The 19,896-nt window shown below is 44.2% G+C and carries 20 protein-coding genes; 5 read left to right on the top strand and 15 right to left on the bottom strand.

Translation table 11 applies throughout. The features are described from left to right. Positions 1 to 228: 228 nt before the first annotated feature. Positions 229 to 1,260, bottom strand: coding sequence for an L-threonine 3-dehydrogenase (tdh, locus tag AC0L66_RS23460; protein WP_473569662.1), 1,032 nt, complete (start codon positions 1,258 to 1,260; stop codon positions 229 to 231). Positions 1,261 to 1,388: 128 nt separating this feature from the next. Then, positions 1,389 to 2,582, bottom strand: a complete 1,194-nt coding sequence (locus AC0L66_RS23455) for a glycine C-acetyltransferase (RefSeq protein ID WP_473569660.1) — start codon at positions 2,580 to 2,582, stop codon at positions 1,389 to 1,391. Positions 2,583 to 2,751: 169 nt separating this feature from the next. On the opposite strand from AC0L66_RS23455, the gene AC0L66_RS23450 reads away from it, so the two are divergent. Further along, a complete protein-coding gene (locus AC0L66_RS23450) occupies positions 2,752 to 3,675 on the top strand; it encodes a LysR family transcriptional regulator (protein ID WP_265673907.1) in 924 nt (307 codons plus the stop codon). A 65-nt stretch (positions 3,676 to 3,740) separates the two neighbouring features. Beyond that, a complete protein-coding gene (gene gloA2, locus AC0L66_RS23445; RefSeq protein ID WP_265673906.1) occupies positions 3,741 to 4,133 on the top strand; it encodes an SMU1112c/YaeR family gloxylase I-like metalloprotein in 393 nt (130 codons plus the stop codon). Between the two features lie 17 nt (positions 4,134 to 4,150). Here gloA2 and AC0L66_RS23440 read toward each other — a convergent pair whose 3' ends face one another. Continuing rightward, positions 4,151 to 4,882: an SDR family NAD(P)-dependent oxidoreductase gene (locus tag AC0L66_RS23440; protein ID WP_265673905.1), complete on the bottom strand. Its 732-nt coding sequence runs from the start codon at positions 4,880 to 4,882 to the stop codon at positions 4,151 to 4,153. Positions 4,883 to 5,194: 312 nt separating this feature from the next. Between AC0L66_RS23440 and AC0L66_RS23435 the strand changes: the two genes are divergently transcribed. Then, complete coding sequence (locus AC0L66_RS23435) at positions 5,195 to 5,965, top strand: helix-turn-helix domain-containing protein (RefSeq protein WP_473569657.1); 771 nt, start codon at positions 5,195 to 5,197, stop codon at positions 5,963 to 5,965. Between the two features lie 67 nt (positions 5,966 to 6,032). On the opposite strand, the gene AC0L66_RS23430 is transcribed toward AC0L66_RS23435, so the two are convergent. From AC0L66_RS23430 to AC0L66_RS23405, 6 genes are all read right to left on the bottom strand, one after another. Beyond that, entirely contained in the window at positions 6,033 to 6,818 is a 786-nt protein-coding gene (locus AC0L66_RS23430; RefSeq protein WP_265673903.1) for a LytR/AlgR family response regulator transcription factor, read from the bottom strand. Position 6,819: 1 nt separating this feature from the next. Then, on the bottom strand, positions 6,820 to 7,869 hold the full coding sequence (locus AC0L66_RS23425) for a sensor histidine kinase (protein ID WP_265673902.1): 1,050 nt from the start codon (positions 7,867 to 7,869) through the stop codon (positions 6,820 to 6,822). Positions 7,870 to 7,871: 2 nt separating this feature from the next. Then, positions 7,872 to 9,203, bottom strand: a complete 1,332-nt coding sequence (locus AC0L66_RS23420; protein WP_265673901.1) for a hypothetical protein — start codon at positions 9,201 to 9,203, stop codon at positions 7,872 to 7,874. Continuing rightward, on the bottom strand, positions 9,203 to 9,958 hold the full coding sequence (locus AC0L66_RS23415; protein WP_390902897.1) for an outer membrane lipoprotein-sorting protein: 756 nt from the start codon (positions 9,956 to 9,958) through the stop codon (positions 9,203 to 9,205). The genes AC0L66_RS23420 and AC0L66_RS23415 overlap by 1 nt, the downstream gene beginning before the upstream one ends. 151 nt (positions 9,959 to 10,109) lie before the next feature. Next, positions 10,110 to 11,393, bottom strand: coding sequence for an ABC transporter permease (locus AC0L66_RS23410; RefSeq protein WP_473569655.1), 1,284 nt, complete (start codon positions 11,391 to 11,393; stop codon positions 10,110 to 10,112). A 79-nt stretch (positions 11,394 to 11,472) separates the two neighbouring features. Continuing rightward, positions 11,473 to 12,156 (bottom strand): ABC transporter ATP-binding protein, encoded by a 684-nt coding sequence (locus AC0L66_RS23405; RefSeq protein WP_473569653.1) that lies wholly within the window; start codon positions 12,154 to 12,156, stop codon positions 11,473 to 11,475. A 265-nt stretch (positions 12,157 to 12,421) separates the two neighbouring features. On the opposite strand from AC0L66_RS23405, the gene AC0L66_RS23400 reads away from it, so the two are divergent. Both AC0L66_RS23400 and AC0L66_RS23395 read left to right on the top strand, forming a co-directional pair. Then, complete coding sequence (locus AC0L66_RS23400; RefSeq protein WP_473569651.1) at positions 12,422 to 12,994, top strand: GNAT family N-acetyltransferase; 573 nt, start codon at positions 12,422 to 12,424, stop codon at positions 12,992 to 12,994. A gap of 211 nt (positions 12,995 to 13,205) precedes the next feature. Further along, positions 13,206 to 13,481: a hypothetical protein gene (locus AC0L66_RS23395; RefSeq protein WP_473569649.1), complete on the top strand. Its 276-nt coding sequence runs from the start codon at positions 13,206 to 13,208 to the stop codon at positions 13,479 to 13,481. 256 nt (positions 13,482 to 13,737) lie between these two features. On the opposite strand, the gene AC0L66_RS23390 is transcribed toward AC0L66_RS23395, so the two are convergent. The 6 genes from AC0L66_RS23390 to AC0L66_RS23365 form a co-directional block, all read right to left on the bottom strand. Beyond that, positions 13,738 to 14,136, bottom strand: a complete 399-nt coding sequence (locus AC0L66_RS23390; RefSeq protein WP_390902892.1) for a cytochrome b562 — start codon at positions 14,134 to 14,136, stop codon at positions 13,738 to 13,740. Between the two features lie 406 nt (positions 14,137 to 14,542). Continuing rightward, positions 14,543 to 15,295, bottom strand: a complete 753-nt coding sequence (locus tag AC0L66_RS23385) for a PHP domain-containing protein (RefSeq protein WP_473569647.1) — start codon at positions 15,293 to 15,295, stop codon at positions 14,543 to 14,545. A 157-nt stretch (positions 15,296 to 15,452) separates the two neighbouring features. Beyond that, a complete protein-coding gene (locus AC0L66_RS23380; protein WP_473569646.1) occupies positions 15,453 to 16,031 on the bottom strand; it encodes an RNA-binding S4 domain-containing protein in 579 nt (192 codons plus the stop codon). Positions 16,032 to 16,183: 152 nt separating this feature from the next. After that, positions 16,184 to 16,627, bottom strand: a complete 444-nt coding sequence (locus tag AC0L66_RS23375; protein ID WP_473569644.1) for a hypothetical protein — start codon at positions 16,625 to 16,627, stop codon at positions 16,184 to 16,186. Between the two features lie 9 nt (positions 16,628 to 16,636). Further along, positions 16,637 to 18,727 carry an LruC domain-containing protein gene (locus AC0L66_RS23370; protein ID WP_473570875.1) on the bottom strand — a complete coding sequence of 697 codons (2,091 nt, stop codon included), beginning with the start codon at positions 18,725 to 18,727 and terminating at the stop codon, positions 16,637 to 16,639. A 182-nt stretch (positions 18,728 to 18,909) separates the two neighbouring features. After that, positions 18,910 to 19,872, bottom strand: coding sequence for a DMT family transporter (locus AC0L66_RS23365; protein WP_265673892.1), 963 nt, complete (start codon positions 19,870 to 19,872; stop codon positions 18,910 to 18,912). Positions 19,873 to 19,896 lie beyond the last annotated feature (24 nt).

The following is a 19,896-nucleotide window of genomic DNA, read 5'->3' as shown; positions in this document are numbered from 1 at the left end:
GAGATTTGGGAACGTCGATGACTCACAGAAAGGGTTTAAAAAATCAATGGGGATGTGAAAGACTATAAGTAACGAAAAATTTGATGTGTTTAATTACATCTAAGCAATGAAAGGAGAAATGTCCCAAGCGCTTCTTGGGACATTTTTAAAAACTTTATCGGCAACTAAAGCTATCTGAACCTTTTTATGGCACTTACACCACGACATTGCCAATATGTTTAATTTATCTTATTCCCAATCAAGGATAACCTTGCCAGAAAGCCCGCTACGCATAGCGTCGAAGCCTGCTTGGAAGTCATCAACCTTGAAGTGATGAGTGATGATTGGCGTGAGATCTAGACCAGATTGAATCAAAGATGCCATCTTGTACCACGTTTCAAACATTTCACGACCGTAGATGCCCTTAATTACCAAGCCTTTGAAAATAACTTGGTTCCAGTCTACTGCCATATCCGATGGTGGAATACCTAGCAGAGAAATTTTGCCACCGTGGTTCATGTTAACCAACATGCTGTTAAATGCTGATGGGTTACCCGACATTTCAAGGCCCACATCAAAGCCTTCCGTCATGCCAAGTTCGCTCATGACATCTTCAAGCTTCTCTTCCATTACGTTAACCGCGCGGGTCACGCCCATTTTTTTAGCAAGCTCTAGGCGGTACTCGTTAACATCAGTAATAACAACGTGGCGTGCACCAACGTGCTTCGCAACAGCGGCTGCCATGATACCAATTGGGCCAGCACCAGTAATCAGGACGTCTTCACCCACAAGGTCAAAAGATAATGCGGTGTGAACAGCATTACCAAACGGGTCAAAAATAGACGCAAGATCGTCAGAGATGCCTGCTGGAATTTTAAACGCGTTAAACGCTGGGATCACAAGGTACTCTGAAAATGCACCCGTTCGGTTTACACCAACGCCTGTTGTATTGCGACATAGGTGAGTACGACCACCACGACAGTTACGACAGTGACCACAGGTAATATGACCCTCACCAGAAACACGATCACCAATCTCAAAGCCACGAACTTCCTGACCAATACCCACAACTTCGCCCACGTACTCGTGCCCGACTACCATAGGAACAGGAATCGTGTTTTGAGACCATTCATCCCAATTGTAGATGTGAACATCAGTACCACAAATAGCAGTTTTCTTGATGCGGATAAGAAGATCATTATGACCCATTTCAGGCTTTTCAACCTCGGTCATCCAGATGCCTTCTTCTGGCTTTAGTTTTGAGAGTGCTTTAATTTTCATGTTGTTACCTATAATTCCCACTTGCGATACAGCAAGTAAAAATACAATTCTAATGTTGAACGAGCGCTATAATTAACGCTCGTTCGTTGACTCATTCAATTAAATACTTGCTTAGTTGTTGGCAAGAATTAAATGATTGCCATGTCTTTACCAACTTCAATAAACGCATCAATTGCGCGATCAAGTTGCTCACGCGAGTGCGCTGCAGACATTTGAGTTCGGATGCGAGCTTGCCCTTTCGGTACGACAGGGAAAGAGAACCCAACGACATAAATGCCCTTTTCAAGTGCGCGCTCTGCAAATTCTGCCGCCACTTTAGCGTCGCCTAACATGATTGGGATAATCGCGTGATCTGCTCCGCCCATAGTGAAGCCTGCGCCTTCCATACGTGTGCGGAAGTGCGCCGCGTTCGCCCATAAATGGTCACGCAAATCACCACTTTCTTCTAGTAAGTCTAGAACGCGGATCGATGCATTAACAATTGCTGGTGCCACAGAGTTAGAGAACAAGTACGGGCGAGAACGCTGGCGCAACCAGTCGATAACTTCTTTCTTACCAGACGTGTAACCGCCTGACGCGCCGCCCATCGCTTTACCTAGCGTTCCGGTAATGATGTCGATACGGTCAACCACGTCGTGGTATTCATGTGTACCTGCACCAGATTTACCCATAAAGCCAACCGCATGAGAATCATCAACCATCACTAATGCGCCGTACTTATCCGCTAGATCACAGATAGCAGGAAGGTTCGCTACTACGCCGTCCATTGAGAATACGCCGTCAGTGACGATAAGCGTATGACGAGCACCGACTTCTTTAGCGGCAATCAATTGCTGCTCAAGCTCTGCCATGTTGTTATTTGCATAACGGAAGCGCATGGCTTTACACAAACGTACGCCATCGATGATTGAAGCATGGTTCAATGCATCTGAAATAATCGCATCTTCTTTACCTAAAATAGTTTCGAACAAACCCGTGTTTGCATCAAAACATGACGTGTAAAGAATCGTGTCTTCTTTGCCTAGGAAAATAGACAGTTTCTGCTCGAGTTCTTTATGGATATCTTGAGTACCACAAATAAAACGTACAGACGCCATACCAAAGCCGTGCTCATCCATACCAACTTGACCAGCTTTAATAAGCTCAGGGTGATTAGCAAGACCTAAATAGTTGTTAGCACAGAAGTTAAGTACTTCTTCGCCTGAAGCGATTTTTACTGCTGCTTTTTGTTGAGAAGTGATGATTCGTTCAGACTTATACAGTCCTTCCACTTTTACTTCTTCAATTTGATCTTGGATTTGTTGGTAGAATGCAGAAGACATCTTAGATTCCTTTTTTATTATCCTAATACCACCGATTTGTAGGGCATAGGTTTGTAGGGAAAGACGGGGACCGTATTGGTCAGTCTTTAATGAAACCATTCTAGTTCATTGTGAAGAAAACAATTATCCCTTAAGATGGAAAACCATTAGTGAATTCAAGGCAACAATAATGTTTGATCATCGCCTCATCAGCTTATTACCTGATCTCGCCTCCTACATTATGGTGGTAAATGAAGGCAGCTTTACTGCGGCCTCCAAAAATCTCGGCGTCACACCTTCAGCTTTGTCGAAAACCATTACTCGTTTAGAAAGCGCGCTATCCGTGAAGTTATTTGAACGAACCACGCGCAAACTCGTCATTACTCAAGCAGGACAAAAAGTCTACGATCAAAGCGTCCTAATGGTGAATGCCGCTCAGCAAGCCATTGAAGTATCCCAATCCGATCATACCGTCCCAAGCGGAACATTAACTGTTGCAGCGCCAGAAGCTTTTCTCAATTCAGTACTGCAGCCCTTTATTACTCCGTTTCTCAAGCAATACCCTGAAATCCAGCTTAAAGTTCGCGCCCTAGATGGCAATATTGATTTAATGAAAATGGGGATTGATGTCGCGTTCAAGCTTACCGATAAGCCAGACGAAAACCTAGTCATGAAAAATGTCGGCCCAACGAATCTCGTATTATGCGCCAGTCCCGATTACATCGCGCAATATGGCATGCCAGCCACACCTCAAGACTTAACCCAACACGACTGTTTGTACCTTGCCGAAACGGCACGAGATAATATTTGGGATTTCTTGAAAGACGATGAATTTCTGACGGTTAAAGTGACAGGTCGCTACGCTGTCAACCAATCTCAACTCCGTTTAAGTGGGGTAAAAGAAGGCTTGGGCATTGGAATATTTCACGATTTTGTGATCAAAGAATCGTTGGCCGATGGCAGCGCTGTTCAAGTTCTCGCAGACTGGACAATAAAAAGTAATTATCATGGTGCTATTGCACTACAGTACGCCCAAACTAAGTACTTACCCGCCAGAATGCGAGTATTTATTGATTATGTCATGTCCGTACTTCCACAGCGGCTTTCGTTATAACGGGTCGATACAAACATCGCCAAGCATGATTAAACACAACACATCCCGGTTAGGTAAAACGATTTATGTTAAAAGCCACACATCACGTTGCCATCATTTGCTCCAACTACGCCATCTCTAAGCACTTCTATACCCATATCTTAGGTCTTACGGTTTTGGATGAAAACTATCGAACAGCCAGAGACTCTTACAAACTTGACCTCGCTTTGCCAGACGGCACACAAATCGAGCTATTTTCATTCCCTGATGCCCCAACCAGACCAAACATGCCCGAAGCACAAGGGCTTAGACATTTAGCGTTTACCGTCGAAAATATCGAGCAAGCTGTTGAGTGGTTAAGTCAACAAAAGATCCAGCTAGAACCCATTCGAGTGGATGAATACACAGGGAAACGCTACACGTTTTTTAAAGACCCTGACGGCTTACCACTAGAACTGTGCGAAGAGTTGTCATTTTGAACAATATCACGTGTTATCTAATATTGGACATGATGTGTCGATGCCCCATCGACATACCAATTTGCACCTGAAACAAAACTAGCTGTAGGGCTTGAGATAAAAGCGACAACATTAGCAATTTCTTCAGGCATAGCAAGCCGACCCATCGGGTTGCGATCCAGTACACGTTGATATTGTTGCGGCGCGGTGTTTTTACAGCGTCCCCACAATCCATCTTCAGTAAACGTATCACCCGGCGACACTGTGTTTACTCTTAACTCTGGGGCGTGAGTGAGAGAAAGTGATTTCATATAATGTGCAAGCGCAGCCTTGCCTGCACCATAAGCATTGGCATTAGATACCGTGGTTCCGCTCGCCTTCGAACCTATATAGGTTAAAGCTGCAATGGGGGATTTTAGTAATATAGGTACAACAACATCAATCGCTTGTTGAGTCGCCAGAAGATCTTTATAGACAACATCATCCCATTCATCAGACAACGCGCTTACATTTGGCACAAAAATATCGATATTGGCGATGGAATGAACCCAAGATGTAAACGCGTCTAAGTCATAAACATCAAGAGCTTGACCCGTTGGTTTGATGTTCACATCATCGAAACACTCTAGCGCGGTATCTATTCGTTGCTGGCAACGGCCACAAAACCAAACGTTAGCGCCCTCTTTGGCAAACGCTTTCACAATTTCAGCCCCAATACCACTTGAGCCTCCTGTCACAACAACATTTCTATTTTCTAATCCTAAATCCATACATCTACTCCCAAGCAGTTATTTTAATGAGCTCTATCTCCAATCTATTCACTTAAAATCCTCCCTTATCGCCAAAACGAAAAAAGGATCGAGCGAAAGCTAATCGCTGTAACCGGGATGTCGTTAGATTTAAGGTAATCCGTTGCCAAATAACGATAGTTATAAGATGTTAAAATGTTCATGTGACTCCTCAGCATTCTTTGATCGTTGACCTTAGAATCTAGTATCAATATACATCCCCACACTGACAAGAAATCATCACAAAGGTACGAAATATGATACCTTTAAGGGCATATATGGAAGGAGACAAGAATGAGCGAACTGAACCTCGCAATTTGCAAAGAGATAAAACAGCGATTAAAACAGTCAGGTTGGTCTTATAAGAATATTGCGGAGCAGCTTGGAACCTCAGAGGTGAGTATTAAAAGGTTACTTAATGGGCAAAGCCATCTTTCCGTTTCAAAGCTTAATGAGATCTGCGAGTTAATAAAAGTACCTCTATCCAAAGTGATAACAACGGCAGAGGACGCCATTAAAACCGTTTCGCTCTTCACTTCGGCGCAAGATTCTGCATTCTATGACAAGCCTGAGCTGTATACTATTTTCCATGAAATTGTGAATGAAAATGCGAACTCATCACAGCTGATGACTGTATTTAATTTAAACGAACCTTCAACCTACCTTTACCTACGATCGCTAGAAAAGCTCAATCTAATTAAAATGTTAAAAGGCTCAGACTTTGTACTTCAGGTACCTAAAAGTACCGCTTTTTCCGAACAAGCTAAGTTCCCTCTACTATTCAAAAACTGTGTCATAGAGAGTGTGCAAAAACACGTGCAAGTAATTTCACCCAATGACAAAAACGCTTACTTTATCACTTGTAAGCTTCGTCTCACTCAGCAAGAATTTAGCGACTACAACCTGAAACTGGAACAGTTAATGTTCGAGGCACTACGGCTCAGTCAAACGAGAAATTCGGCGACGCCAAACACCCAGGAATACACCATTATTGATATGGCTGCGAAAGGTGTTCACCATCCCAAATTGGCATTGCCCAAAAATATTGCTAGCGATCTAACATAAGTAGCGCACTATCCGTATATAAGACCGATCTGATTGTGAAGCGTGACGAATACTGGTCAGCGTTTTTTCAACGAAAAAGTGACTGCATCGCTCGACTAACGGGGAGCTTATTATCAGCGATATAAACGTACATCTTACCTGTTATGTCTTTTTTTACTTTATCGAGTCGCTCTACATTGATTAATGTTGAGCGATGTATCTGCCAAAATCGGTCTGGATCCAATTGACGAATTAGCTCTTTTATCGAGCTACGTAGAATATACTCTTGATAGCCTCCTTCGACTGACGCAATCAAGGTGATGTACTTATCTTCCGCTTTCGCATAGACAATATCATCTACGGCAAGTATATGAATCTCATCATGCTTCGTCGCTTTTATCCACTTGGTGTAGTTGGTAGTGCCGCCAACGGAAAGGTGCTCAATCTTCGCCATTAATGTTTGCATTGTGCCGTCAGTATCTGAGGATGCTAAGCGCTGTTTAACCCGCTGACAGGTTTCAAGAAGTCGCTCTTCTTGTACTGGCTTAAGAACGTAATCAATAGCGTTCGCCTCGAAGGCAGAGATTGCATATTGATCAAACGCCGTAACAAACACAATGAGTGGTGCGGTCAGTTGGTTTTTCTTTTCCAGCGCGACCAGCTGGTTGGCGACGTCAACCCCCGACATTCCCGGCATTTGAATATCAAGAAACACCACATTAGGTTGGAGTACTTTAATGGCCTCTAATGCTGATTCTCCATTTTCACAAGCTTCGACAATCGTCAATTCAGGCCATGTTTCTGCTAACATCTTATCTAAATGAAATCTGAGCAATGGTTCATCATCGGCAATAATCGCGGTCACTGAATTCATTTTATACTTCCTTATTTATCGGTAACGGCAAGGTGATGGTTGATACTACGCCCTTCTTCTGTCCGGCACTAACAGAAAGAGAAGATGCTTTGCCGTATAGTGTTGATAAGCGCTCTTTCACATTCGCTAAACCAATGCCGTTGCCCGTCCCAATATCATTTTCTGCCCCGCCGAAGCCACAACCAGAATCAATCACCTGCAAAGTACAGACGCCCTGAACTATGCTGCCTTTTATTTGAATATGCCCACCAGCCACATTTGGCTCAATTCCATGGATCACCGCATTTTCTACCAAGGGCTGCAATAGATACGGTGGAAGATGGAAGCTTGCGAGTTCATCTGTTATCTCGATGTTATAGGTTAACCGAGGCCCCAACCGAACCTGCTGAATACCAAGGTAAGCTTCAATTAATGCGATTTCAGACGCCATGTCAACATAGCTTTCTCTGTGCCGGGACATTGAGCCTCGCAGTAACACTGTCAGCTTGTCCAACACTTCTTTCGCTTGACTAGTATCGTAATCAATCAAGACATTAATGTTTGCCAAAGTATTGAATAAAAAATGCGGCTCGATTTGGCTTTGTAACTGTTTAAGTTCTGATTCAATCAACGCTCTATCTTGTGTTGCTCTGTCTAGTTTTGCCTGCTCGATTTGTTGCTGGAGCAAAAACTGTTTTTCTTGAGCATAGAAAAAGTAAAATGAAATCGCGGTAAATATTACACCGAGCAGTAAAATAGGTTTTAGCCCCTGCCACTCATCAAACCCCGGATATTGCTTTAGCCACAGATAAGCATTCAGCGTACCTAAGCACACTGCCCCAACAAGGGACAAGCCAACCGCCACCAAGTTGAGCTCGGCGATTTTCGGTAGAAAACGTTGAATGAACCATGAGCATGCCACCGCACTATAGCCATAACCTAAACTAATGATCGCATTTTCTAAATAAGATGCCGCCCAAATTGATGAAGTAAGCACAGCAATCGCAAGACAAAACAACGTTGTAAAGATCATCGATTGCAACAGGTTAGAACCTTTGCGTCCGCATTGCATAACTAGAACCTTCCTTTTATGTTTATCAACATGTTATAGCGATCGGGTAAGTTTGCATATACGGATTTACTCTTACCCGTCACATAACGTGCAGCCAGCTCCAAGTGCAAATTCGAATCCCCCGTATCCATAATTACGAAATCCAACCATTGCGTTGCAATCACTCCACCATCTTCAGGAGACAGCATCAGATCTATCTTTGGAGTCAGTCGATCCGTTAAGCCCAATCCACGGCTCCAATCCCAATGGCTCCATGCCGCAGGGTCAAGCGACCAGTGTAACATTACGCTATGTTGTACAAGATTTTGTTGTGTATAACCTAGCCCGTAGGACTGAGCAACTAAAGGGTGTACTTGGGACGTATTGTCATAAGCCGTCTTCCATGTTTGCTCGCTCCACGCCCTTTCATCAAACCAATATTCCGCAATCACACTATGCCCGGCCTCATTAGCCCATGTTACCCCCATAAGATACTGCACAGCATTGTGGCTCTCTTTTAGTTCTGTAGGAGCGGCGTCCTCAAACTGATAATTCAAATAGCGGCGCTGCATCATAGCCGAGGAGTGAAACTCCCATGACTCGCCAAATACGGTGACAAAGCTGCCACCAATAAGACCCTGCCGGACATTGTCATAATAACCAACAGCCTGTATTTCTGAATCTCCACGCAAGGTGTAATAACGTGCACCTACCCCTTGCTGCTGGTTCGCTTCATCAAAATCAGAGCTGGTTAATTGCGTCCAACTAGAGTCTGTTGCGATCAACGTCCACTCAGAGCTCGCACCATAATGAGACAACGCCAACGTCCCTGCGCCCTCTTCAATTTGAATGCCAACCGGATTACGGCGGTATGGATTAAACAGATCCAGCACTCGATATCCATAACCTACACCCCAGTCTATCCGGGCCTTTCCCAATAATACGTCAAGTTCTACATCACCAAACGACACCTGAGATTCATACACGGCTTCCCTCACGACAGCATCAAACTCTTGCTCTCGGTAAGCACTCGATGATGATTCAGCATCATTCAAGAGATCACTTCCCAGCAAAGCAACATTCGTGGAAAACGCCTTAAACCCAACACCAATATCAACCAATCCATTCACGGTTTGAACGGGTTCTCGGTTTTTTTCAGGAAAAAACACTGAGTCTTGCTCCCCTACACTTTGCAAGTTAAGTTGGTAGTCCACCGTTAGCATCAACGATTGTGTCCATGGTCCAGTAAGATCACTACCATTGCTCTCCTTTGCCAACCCTGTCGATGGGACGAGTACCCCTAACGCGAGGCAAACGAATACCGGTACATATTTAACCTTGCGTGCCACGAACATTACTCTATCCCTAGCTGCTTATTTTTTGATAAAAACGCCGGGTTATAATATTTGCTCGGCAGCGAGTAAGGCTCTATCGACTGATATTCGATCACCGTCTTTTTGTTTAATTGTATTTGGTCTTGCAAAACCATGGCCGTCACGCGGGGTTTTCCCGCTCTGATTCCTTGTTTAAAATGCGCTTTTTTCGCTAGCTTTCCAGAGCGTAAATACAGATCGGCTTGAATTGGAAACGCATTCTTGTCATCAATCCACAAATCTATCTGCTGGTAACTGGCACCCGTGGTTTTTGCCGTCAACTTGAGCTTTTTGGTGTTTTGTACTGTCCCATCTAATGCCGTTATTTCTTCCGTTTTTAGAATTTCACCTTGATAGTCCTGACTCCATGTTAATGTTGAAATATCACCTACCGACGCCTCACCCAACAGTTTTTGCATTGGGGTTATACGAATAGGACGGCGACTTTTCGGCATCAGCAACCAGTAGTTATCGCCCAGCATAAGCATCTTTTGCCCTTGCTCTACTTTGGCTTTAAACACCACTAACGATTCACGATTGGGCTTTAAATACACATCGTACAAGCGTGTTTTGTCCAAGTTATCATCTTGATAAAGTTTCACTTCTGACACGACTCTAGATGCCTCTGAGTCTAAACGATAATGGTCAGCTTGTTCGATTAAGGCACTGGCTTGCGTTAGGTTTTCATCGACTGAAAGCACGCTGTCAGCGAAACTCGGCAGCGTCGTTAAAGCCATTATGGTGGCAACAAGCCATTTCGCTCTGATTAGGTGACTCGATGACTGTTGGTGACCTTTCTTTTGGTGACACCGCTTTGTGTAACCTAGCTTTTGATGACATAGCTTTTGGATAGTTGAGCGGTTAATAGTTGAGCGGTTATTTAGTAAATTAAACATAAGCGAGTGCCTCCGTAATTGGTTTTTTTGCCCCTTTACGCGCAGACATAAAAGCAGCAAACATACAGATGAACAAAATAGCGAGTGACGAATAGACAGCAACTTGAGGCGAGAATATGATCTCTAACGGATAACCTTCAGACCGTCCTGGAGGCGGTGGCATTTGAACATCAGCGACTTTAAGAAATAAGGTCGTCGCAAGTGCTAGTCCTGCGCCAATCGCACTGCCAATCACCGCAATTAACATTGACTCTCTCACAAAACCGCCCACAATTTCACGCGGATAGCTGCCTAGCGCTGACAAGGTGCCTATTTCGCGCGTTCGCTCTGTCACCGTCATCGTCATGGTGTTAAACAAGGCAACGAACACCACTAATGCCATCACTAAACCCAACACGCCAAAGATGCCGTTATACAATCCACGAACTTTATGATAGAAAAATGCTCTGTCCTGCCATGGTGTCGTCTCTAGGTTTTGCGCTGAAGTGTCGCCCTGATTGTGATATTGATTAAGCCGCTGCTCGACATCAGCCATCCCTTGCTCTGTATATTTAGTATCAGAAAGATACACTGACAACGTGCTAATGCGGTCTGTACTTAATAAATCTTGTGCTGCCAAAAGCCCAACATATATCTGACGCTTATCCATCTCAGGAACGCCAGTGGAGTAGATCCCGGTTACTTGGAAGTCCATCGCATTAAGCGCGCCATCACTTGTTGTAGCAAGTAACGTCACCCAATCGCCTTCTGCTACCCGTAAATTACGTGCTAAGTCTTTGGCTATCATGATACCGCTATCATCCTGACCTTCTGCGCCAGACTGATTGTCACTTTGACTCGCAAGTACCGCGCCGGACTGCATATCAACAACGCCATCACGAACGTCAAACTCACTGGGTTCAACACCATTACCGATGAAAATCGCTGACTTTCTACCGTTAGATATCAAGCCTGAAAAATACACTCTCGGCTGGACGCTTTTTGCATGCTCAACCCCCTTCAACAACGCGATCAGCTCATTAGGTTTGGTTAAGCCATTTTCCAATGGCGTTTCTTCCTCCGACGTAAAGTATCCCGTTTGAGTGACCGTGATATGCCCCACATCATTGGCTGTCGACTTTTCAAGTGATTGATAGGTAAACAATCCAAAGCCCGCCGCAGCGGTCAACGCAAAAATAGCGATAGCAACAATGGATAAAGACAAAATTGTCCGCCTGCGATTACGCAGTAAATACAACAGCGGCATTTTGAATGAATAGACGGTGCGCATGATCATAATCTTTCCCTTTTTTTAATTGGTAGCCATAGCCATTACTCGTCTTAATAACGAAGACGCTTAACGTTCTCTATCGCGATTAGCTCGCCCATTGATAGGCGCTGTGGCTTATCTTTCCATCAATTAGCTCAATCGTTCTATCGCATCGTGTTGCCATACGGCTATCGTGAGTAGCAACAATAAACGTGGTTTTCAGCTCATGACCCAGCGTCTTCATTAATTCGATCACTTGGCTTGCTGATGCACTATCCAAACTCGCTGTCGGTTCATCGGCAATCACCAAGCTTGGCTTATGAACCAACGCTCGGGCGATAGCAACTCGCTGTTGTTGACCACCAGACAACGCATCCGGTCTATGGTGTGCCCAATCCGCAAGTCCGACTTTATCGAGCATGGCGAGCGATTGCTCTTGCTGCTCTTTAGTACTCAAACCGTTTAGCATTAATGGATAACTGACGTTTTCTAACGCACTCATCACTGGGATTAAGTTAAAACGTTGAAAGATAAACCCTAAGTTTTGGCGACGAAATTGAATCAAGGACTTAGGGTTTTTAGATAACAGCTGGCTTCCAAACATAATTTCACCATCGTAATGGGTATCGAGCATGCCTAAGATATTCAATAGCGTGCTTTTTCCTGAACCCGATGGGCCACACAATGCCACCAGCTCACCTTGTGCGATCTGCCCTGTCACGCCATCTAGTGCCGAAATCTGATTCTGACCGAGTGAGTATTGTTTTGAGATTCCATCAAACTTCATCATTTTTCTGTTCTCCTTCTGCCTTTTTATTGATGTTAAGCGTACCTCGCCTTTGCGATGAAAAAACGAGGATGCGATAAACGGTTTATAGGAAGAATTAACGGTCAATAAGGTGAGTTAATGGTAAAGAGTGTGGTGAACCGAAATAGCCAAAGTAATCAAGGATGGCAAATTGTGAATGAAGCGAGCGTAGCTACCATTCAATAGTTTTTTTGTCTCGCCGAGTTTAATATGGTTGCAAACAATCAGATGATTAGGTGCTGTTACTATGACTGAACGCCAAATTGCCATTCGGAAAGCGAGGGTTAACGAGTTAGATACGCTCTATTCACTCGTGACAGAAGATGAAGCATGGACCCGCTATAATGGTCCCTACTTCCCCTATTCAACGCCTACTCGTGAGGCGTTTGAGCTTGGTACATTCGCACGCTTATGTCGCGGCGATGACATGCAGCTCATTATCGTCAATGAAGTCCCGATAGGCAGCGTGAGTTATTATTGGGAGTGTGAGGAAACACGTTGGTTGGAAATGGGCGTGATTATCTATGATTCCAATTTTTGGAATAAAGGCATCGCCTTTGACGCTATACCTTTATGGGTAGCACGACTGTTTTCAACACTTCGTATTGAACACGTTGGTCTTACTACGTGGTCAGGTAACCCAAGAATGATGGCATGCGCGGAAAAGCTAGGATTTTTACAAGAAGCCCGCTTAAGAAAAGTGCGTTATTTTGAGGGGGAATACTATGACTCGCTCAAATATGGCATGACCCGTAGTGAGTGGCAACGGCTATCAGGCCAAAAACTATCGTCTGACACGCTAGCACCAACAAAGCGATAGTCTCAAATGCTATAATCTCAAAAGCCATCATCTCAAACGCCATTATCTCAAACGCGATGTTATCAAAGCCTATCGTCGGCCTACTTTTGCGCTACGAATAGCGGGTATAAAAATGCATGGTTAGCGGCCCTAAGAGGACATTTACCCGTTAACCGTTAGTCACAGCGTGATGCTTGCTGTATAGTCTCTCGTTTTTCAAGGAAGCGCCCTCATGGAAATGCTCATCGTTTCATCAGAACAACAAAAACGCCTGATCATGATATTTAGTCGTACGACGGCAAAAATGTCCGATAAAGCCCTGCTTAATGATCTCGACGCTCACAACATTAATTCCTCGGTTTATCCAGCGTTTAAAACTGCACGAGATTTACGCGTAGAGCGCATTCAGTTTATTACGGGAAATGATAAAGCCAACTCACTTGATGGTGGTGACTTTCTTTATCGCTACTTGTCTAAGGGTTACATTTGTTTAGGCAATTATATCTAGGTCAACCCAAGCCTGACTTGACGCCTTGGGGTGTACGATCAGTACGGATGCAGCCAAAAATTGGCTTTGGGCTTTAGTTGGCTGTGGGGCTTAGTTAGCTTAGAGTATAGTTGGCTTAGGGGCTATAGTTAGCTTAGGGGCTATGGCTGGCTTAGGGCTACATGTGGTTACACCGTCACTTGCGTAACCCTAATTGTTATACCACTATTTGCTTGTTAAGCATTTCGCGGTATAACAAATCAAGCCCTTGATATGACTAGCCAAATAGGCGTTGCCAAATACTTGGGTTACGTCTATCGTGGTATTCAATACGTAAAGTATCCACTTCACGAAGTGTTTGCTGCGCAGCGTCTAAATCGCCCTGCTGCAAATCCTTATCAACTTGTTGTAAAGCGGATGACAGCTTGTTGAAACCTTCTTGGTAAAGATCCATTTTCTCTGGCGGATAATCACCTTGCTTGCTTTCTGCAATCAACGTATCCAATGTCGCGACAGGTGTCTTCATTTCTTCAACAGATTGTGCTTCAGCGGCTTGTTTAAACGCCAGCTTCATCGCTTGCATATTCTTTTTTAGATCAACGCCTTCAGAGGCAAATGCGGTCGAGCTAGCCGCAAGCATGAGTGCAAAAGCACCTGCTTTTATTGTTGTATTCATTTAAGGTTCCTTTTGAAAGAAATGACCTAAATGCCCTATCAATCAACGATATCAATAGCAATCAGGTCACATACGGTTAATATTGTACTGAACTGTCGAAACAAGCCAGTACAATAATTGTTTCTAAACGTAATAATGTCTGTGTAATCAACAGCCAATCACAAGCGCCAATTAAGTGCATTGTGATTAATTGACGCCACTCGACCTATTGCAAGACATCTCTTGCGGATGAGCGGTTTAAAACTCAGCTTTGAGAACTAGGCTTTTTGGGGCTAAGCTTTTGAAACTGTGCATCTTGAAGCTGTGCATCTTGAAACTAAGCATCTTGAAACTAAGCATCTTGAAGCTAAACGCATTGTTACCAAGTTCCTTGCGACGAAGTACCTTAAAGCTAAGCTCCTTAAGGTTAAGTGTCTTGTAACGCCTGAAATTCTGCAATAGGTGCTCTGCCACGAAGCTGTAGGAAGCTAAGAAACTGTGTGGTGCTAAACGTAATGACGTTTTCGGTCGGCATGCCGACTTTAACTAACAACTCGCTCACCAGATCCAGCTGGCCGATCGTGTCACAGAAATGAGAGTCACTACCCGTCGTAATAAACCCGCCAGCTTGCTTCACTGCCCTTGCTATGTCGTAACAGCGATCCACACTGCCCACTCGGCTGTGACCTTTTAAAGTAGAAGCATTGATTTCAATCGCAACATGATGCTTAGCAGCACACCGAGCAACGGCTTCAAAGTCGAAATCAAAATTTGGGTTGCCTAAATGCCCTAGCGCATCAATGTTGCCACTCTCGATAACGTTAATTAATGCCTGTGTGTGGACATCTTTCGTCGCGGGTCTAAATACAGGCTCATGAAAACTGCCAATAATCCAATCCAGTGAAGAATAAGAGCTTGGATGGACATCTATGTCGCCCTGTTCATTTAAGATATTGGCTTCCACGCCACGGATAATCGCGACATCGAACAAGTAGCGAGGCAATACACGCTGATTAGAGAAAAACCAATAATGAGGGGCGCCTGGCATTGAATCCGCGTGGTCGGTGGTACAAAGTATTTTTAGCCCAGCCTGACTTGCCGCTTGAGCGTTTTCCATAATAGTGCTGTATGCGTGCCCACTCGCGTACGTGTGAGTATGAGTATCAACAACAAATTGCATGCCTGCTCTCCTAGCTTTAAATGACGCTTTTCGTAATTGAAATGGTGTCACTAAATAAGTATTTGGGGAAGGTTTCCTAACAGTAAAATGAAAGGTCGCAAAATAGCTACCTTACACTTCACTGTCACTTAGCTTCCTTCAGCGTATCGCAGAAATATTAAAAGAAATCGATACCACCGCGACCGCTGTTTGGATCTTTACTTTTGGATTTTTCAACTGATGGTGTTTCTGCTGCTTTAGGTTTTGATTTTTTACTGCTCTTATCTTTCTTTTTAGCAGAAGCACTTAAGTTCGAACCCGGGTTTTTAGCTGGATCTTTCTTAGACATCAGATCTTGCTTAGACGTGGCATTTTTCTTAGCATCACGTTTGGCCGATTTAGCTTTTTTCGACTCTTTTGATGCCGATTTGGAACCTGACGCTTTCTTCGTCTGTTTCTCATCGGTATTTTTTATCGTTTCTATTGGCGGCTGATCGCACACCACCACATAGTACTCTTGATTAAATTCGAAAAAATCACCATCATACATTTTGCGACGCTTTCTTGTTTCCAGTTCGCCGTTAACCGCAACATACCCTTCAGAGATAAAGTGCTTAGCTTCACCACCACCACCAACTAAGTTTGCCACTTTAAACAACTTATAAAGCTCTATCGGGTGACTGGAGACCTCAATACCAAGTGCTTCTATTTCTATTGCATCTTCTTCATAGCTTTCATCAAAGTGTTCGTCATTCATATCGCAGTTACTCAGGTAGGTGTCTTTGCTTCATTGTCGGGCATTGTACTGGTTTGCGCCCATTCTATCTAATAAAAAGCCCCGTTAAACGGGGCTTTTCTTTGCCTTGGTGATACCAACACTCGAATTTTAGCAACTACAACATCCTGTTATTACCAAGCCAAGTTCTCATTTCCGGCAGAGACGATTTTTTGTAGGGGTGGATTGCCATCATGCGTCCAGATTTCCAACAAAAATTCATTCACATGTTCCGCCGACGAGAAGTCTATGCTGCCTTTGCCAGATTGCAGTGATAATGAAGCAATTCGACTGTCATAGACTGGTACCACTTCACCAGTACTCTGACTCGCAAATTCAGTATAAATAGACACTAATGCACGTCCCGATACCTCTGCACTTGCATCAACTGACAGTGTATATGCCTCGACTGGGTTATAGTCTAGTTCATCTGGAATAGAGAGATCCTCCATCGTCCGTTCTGCAACAACTGGCGCGGGTGTGGGTGTACCGCCTCCTGATGAGTCACCGCCACCGCCGCCACCACCACAAGCTGTCACCATTCCTAATGTCGTGATAAATAATATAGAGTTTTTCATATCAGCCTCCTAAGGGACGTAGCATTTGCCCGGCGTTGCGTATTGAGATTCAAACCAATTTTGTGCTTGGTCGCCTGCCGATTCGGCATAAGTTGCAAATTGTGGGTAGGCAACCACGAGGTCTGTTCTTTCGGTTGGCCATTCCCATTCATCATTTATCATCAAGGCCCATGGTAGATTGCCCGAGGTTTTAAAATACACACCACTATCTGCGTCACTAACGTCAACACCTAAGCCAGCGAAGAGTTGTGCGTTAAATTGCTCTGTAGGTTCATAGTTGGGTAAGTGAACTTCCCACGCTCTTCCAGGTTGCAAGTATCCTTCCCCATGATAATAACCCGGCGTTGCAAATATAAACGGGTCATAAGGCATACTCATCAGTGACGACGTATCCGAGCCATCAAGGAAGTTAATGTGGAGAGTAAAGTTGAGCTGTACGTCCTCTTGCTGCGCGCAAGATGCCAACGTTCGGTGATATTCACACCCCTCAACTTTGTAGACGGATGTATCTTCACTAATTACAAAAATCGCTTCATTAGAGATGCTTTCAAGGCCACTACTGGCAAGTTGACTACCGTTATGAATTTGACGAGTGGTTGTGGTGTCAATGTCACTGCGATTAACGCCTTTAAAACGCAACGCAAACCCATTGTGATATGATGCCCCTACCGCACCTAAGTAACCATCGACTTTAGATTTGACTACCGCACCGTCACGCAATATCTCAGTAATTCGGTATCTGACTACCACATCATTCATGTCATAATCCGCGGTATAAGGCCAATTATCTTCGTACGCTACCGTGGTGTAACCCGTTGCGTTCGGATAATACCGAACGGAGAGCCCTGTACCTGTCACGGTCAACGCATGATCCTCAACCTCACCCGATGTAGAGCCGCCCGAGTAACTGAGTCCCGTTTGTTGACTGAATCTAAATCGACTCCATGTTGAGCCAACATCAGCGTCTAAAGCCGCGGTTAAAATAAGATCATTGTTACCAGCTTCAAGAAGCTGATCGGTGAAAACCTGCTCTCCGTCGTCGGCAAAATCTCCATCTTGGTTCCAGTCAATCCATGCAGAGAGGTAACCGCTCGTTGACGCATTCACTCTCACTATACTGTCTAGTCCGGGTTCAACTGAAGTAACAAAACCCACCCCATTTTCATCATCAAGGCCGACTTCATCATCTGCCAGCCCCGAATAAAGCCCATCTTGATCGCCATCAGGTGCGGTTGCTCCCATCCAGGTAACGCCATCCAACTCATGTCTTGGACCATTGTCAGCAAGCTTCGTCGAATAACTTATCGGCGCGTCACCGAAATCGATGTTTGAATCCTCATCGATAACTGGGGCGTTTGCACATCGAGCACCATCGTTTTGACTTGAGTAAGGACCATCAGCAAATTTAACTGCGGGCACAATACCAGCTGCAATATTCGCTGCATTACCCGGAGAAAGATCGATTCGGTATATTTGTCCATCTTGGTTACGAGCAACATAATAATAGCCATCCACATCGAAGTATCCGGCACCAAAAGTCCCTAATTCTCCTGTATCACCAATATACGTTTCTTGCCCATTACTTGCATCAAACGAATACAATCCACCTGTGCCGTTGTCAATACCATACAAGTTTCCATCACTTGGATGGAATGCAAAATCAGTAAGGTTAACCACCGCTCTCGTACTCACTTGGTTGACAGCAAGTGTCGCGCTGGAATCAGCAGCGAGTGGGGACACATCAATGGTAAACAGACCTTTCCCTTTTCGGTATAGGTAATAGACATCTTCATACACATCACCCACGTAAAATGTATGGCTAGTTGGCAGACCTGTGGTTGATATTGTTTCTGCGATAAAATCTTCGCCCAAACGAACAATTTGCTTATTTGACGTGTCATAGCCGTAAATGTAACGACCATTGAAATCAAACCCTACCCCATTAATATTGGCGTTTAACCCCGTATCACCTTGTAATAAAGACGTGGTTCCGGTCACGAGGTTCACTCCGTAAACCTGTACTGGGTTGGCTTGAAACAGGTAGGCTTTGCTCGGACAGGTTTCAAAAGGCGAAGCGGTAGCATTCGCTGATGTCAACATGGCAACGGCGACAGTGAATTTAATCGCGGAGGCCAATTTAATGTTTTGTTTTAGTCTTTGCATTATCTAATCCCTTGATTGACGCTGGTTACCAACAGTCATACAAGGAACATGCCATAACAATTTACTATTGATAATCAAAAGCTTAACTATAGGTTAGCTTGAAGACATCAATTTGAGAATCAAATTGAAGAAAGCGGGCGTTTGCGAATATTAGTCGCTAGGTTATTGACTGGTCGACGGTGATTACACAATGTACACATCACGTTTGCACAGACAATCAGCAGTATTCCGCCAACTTGATATTGATTAAACACCACATCAAAAAACACCAATTGCCAGACTGCGGTAAAAATAAGATTACTGTAAATTAAAGGGGCGATTTGAGAGCTAGTTGGTGCCAATTGATACGCTTTATAACGGCTTGTTTGGGTATTAATGATCATCATCGTTAACAATGCGAGTAACAATATTGTTTCCCAGTGCCTTGCTATATCCCACGATGTTACATTCAAGCGCCATACGTCTCCAAGAGCACCCACGGATGTCACCATAACAATCGGTGCTATAGAAAGGCCTGCGAGTAAAAATGCCCACGCATTATTCTCTATACCAGACATGCTGCCTTTAGACGCCCTATGAAGGCTCAGTTGTGAACCCGCATTAAACACACCAGCCAACAACCCGATCAATATTTCTGGTTTCGCAGTAAATCCTGATATATCACCCGCAAGCAACACTACGCCTATCGATGTTACGACAAAAGAAACAATAGTACTGAAGGATAAACGAACACCGAAAAATAGCGTTTCAAAAAGCATGATAAACAAAGGCCCCGTACCGAATAAAACAACGCTTTCAACCAAAGACAGTTTATCGATCGCGTAGATAAAGCACAGTTGGCATGCACCAATGCTCAAGGCGCGAAATACGAGAATTCTACGCATACCCTTGGGAGGCAGCCGAATCGATGTCAAAGCAAGAAATAGTAACAACACTGCCGCTGGTAATAGAAAGCGTAATACCGTTAGATTACCCGGTGAAACATCGCTAGCAAGAAGCTTCGTCAACACTCCCGTGATTGATAAGCTTAATGTAGACGAAAGCATAAGCCCTACTGCACGATAACCTGGATTGATTTGCATTCTATTACTCGCTACAACGTGATA

The sequence above is a fragment of the Vibrio sp. GJ43-1 genome, from assembly GCF_055808835.1.
The sequence above is the reverse complement of the archived record's forward strand: the minus strand, read 5'-3'. Positions and strand labels throughout refer to the sequence as shown.

Bases quoted from the DNA above. Each gene is read 5' to 3' on its own strand.
- AC0L66_RS23405 (WP_473569653.1), bottom strand. From the start codon at position 12,156: ATGATGAAGTTTGATGGAATCTCAAAACAATACTCACTCGGTCAGAAT.
- AC0L66_RS23420 (WP_265673901.1), bottom strand. From the start codon at position 9,203: ATGTTCGTGGCACGCAAGGTTAAATATGTACCGGTATTCGTTTGCCTC.
- gloA2 (WP_265673906.1), top strand. From the start codon at position 3,741: ATGTTAAAAGCCACACATCACGTTGCCATCATTTGCTCCAACTACGCC.
- AC0L66_RS23455 (WP_473569660.1), bottom strand. From the start codon at position 2,582: ATGTCTTCTGCATTCTACCAACAAATCCAAGATCAAATTGAAGAAGTA.
- AC0L66_RS23415 (WP_390902897.1), bottom strand. From the start codon at position 9,958: ATGGCTTTAACGACGCTGCCGAGTTTCGCTGACAGCGTGCTTTCAGTC.
- AC0L66_RS23425 (WP_265673902.1), bottom strand. From the start codon at position 7,869: ATGCAATGCGGACGCAAAGGTTCTAACCTGTTGCAATCGATGATCTTT.
- AC0L66_RS23365 (WP_265673892.1), bottom strand. From the start codon at position 19,872: ATGCAAATCAATCCAGGTTATCGTGCAGTAGGGCTTATGCTTTCGTCT.
- AC0L66_RS23410 (WP_473569655.1), bottom strand. From the start codon at position 11,393: ATGATCATGCGCACCGTCTATTCATTCAAAATGCCGCTGTTGTATTTA.
- AC0L66_RS23450 (WP_265673907.1), top strand. From the start codon at position 2,752: ATGTTTGATCATCGCCTCATCAGCTTATTACCTGATCTCGCCTCCTAC.
- AC0L66_RS23370 (WP_473570875.1), bottom strand. From the start codon at position 18,727: ATGTTGACATCAGCGAATGCTACCGCTTCGCCTTTTGAAACCTGTCCG.
- AC0L66_RS23385 (WP_473569647.1), bottom strand. From the start codon at position 15,295: ATGCAATTTGTTGTTGATACTCATACTCACACGTACGCGAGTGGGCAC.
- AC0L66_RS23390 (WP_390902892.1), bottom strand. From the start codon at position 14,136: ATGAATACAACAATAAAAGCAGGTGCTTTTGCACTCATGCTTGCGGCT.
- AC0L66_RS23435 (WP_473569657.1), top strand. From the start codon at position 5,195: ATGAGCGAACTGAACCTCGCAATTTGCAAAGAGATAAAACAGCGATTA.
- AC0L66_RS23440 (WP_265673905.1), bottom strand. From the start codon at position 4,882: ATGGATTTAGGATTAGAAAATAGAAATGTTGTTGTGACAGGAGGCTCA.
- AC0L66_RS23380 (WP_473569646.1), bottom strand. From the start codon at position 16,031: ATGAATGACGAACACTTTGATGAAAGCTATGAAGAAGATGCAATAGAA.
- AC0L66_RS23375 (WP_473569644.1), bottom strand. From the start codon at position 16,627: ATGAAAAACTCTATATTATTTATCACGACATTAGGAATGGTGACAGCT.
- AC0L66_RS23395 (WP_473569649.1), top strand. From the start codon at position 13,206: ATGGAAATGCTCATCGTTTCATCAGAACAACAAAAACGCCTGATCATG.
- AC0L66_RS23430 (WP_265673903.1), bottom strand. From the start codon at position 6,818: ATGAATTCAGTGACCGCGATTATTGCCGATGATGAACCATTGCTCAGA.
- AC0L66_RS23400 (WP_473569651.1), top strand. From the start codon at position 12,422: ATGACTGAACGCCAAATTGCCATTCGGAAAGCGAGGGTTAACGAGTTA.
- tdh (WP_473569662.1), bottom strand. From the start codon at position 1,260: ATGAAAATTAAAGCACTCTCAAAACTAAAGCCAGAAGAAGGCATCTGG.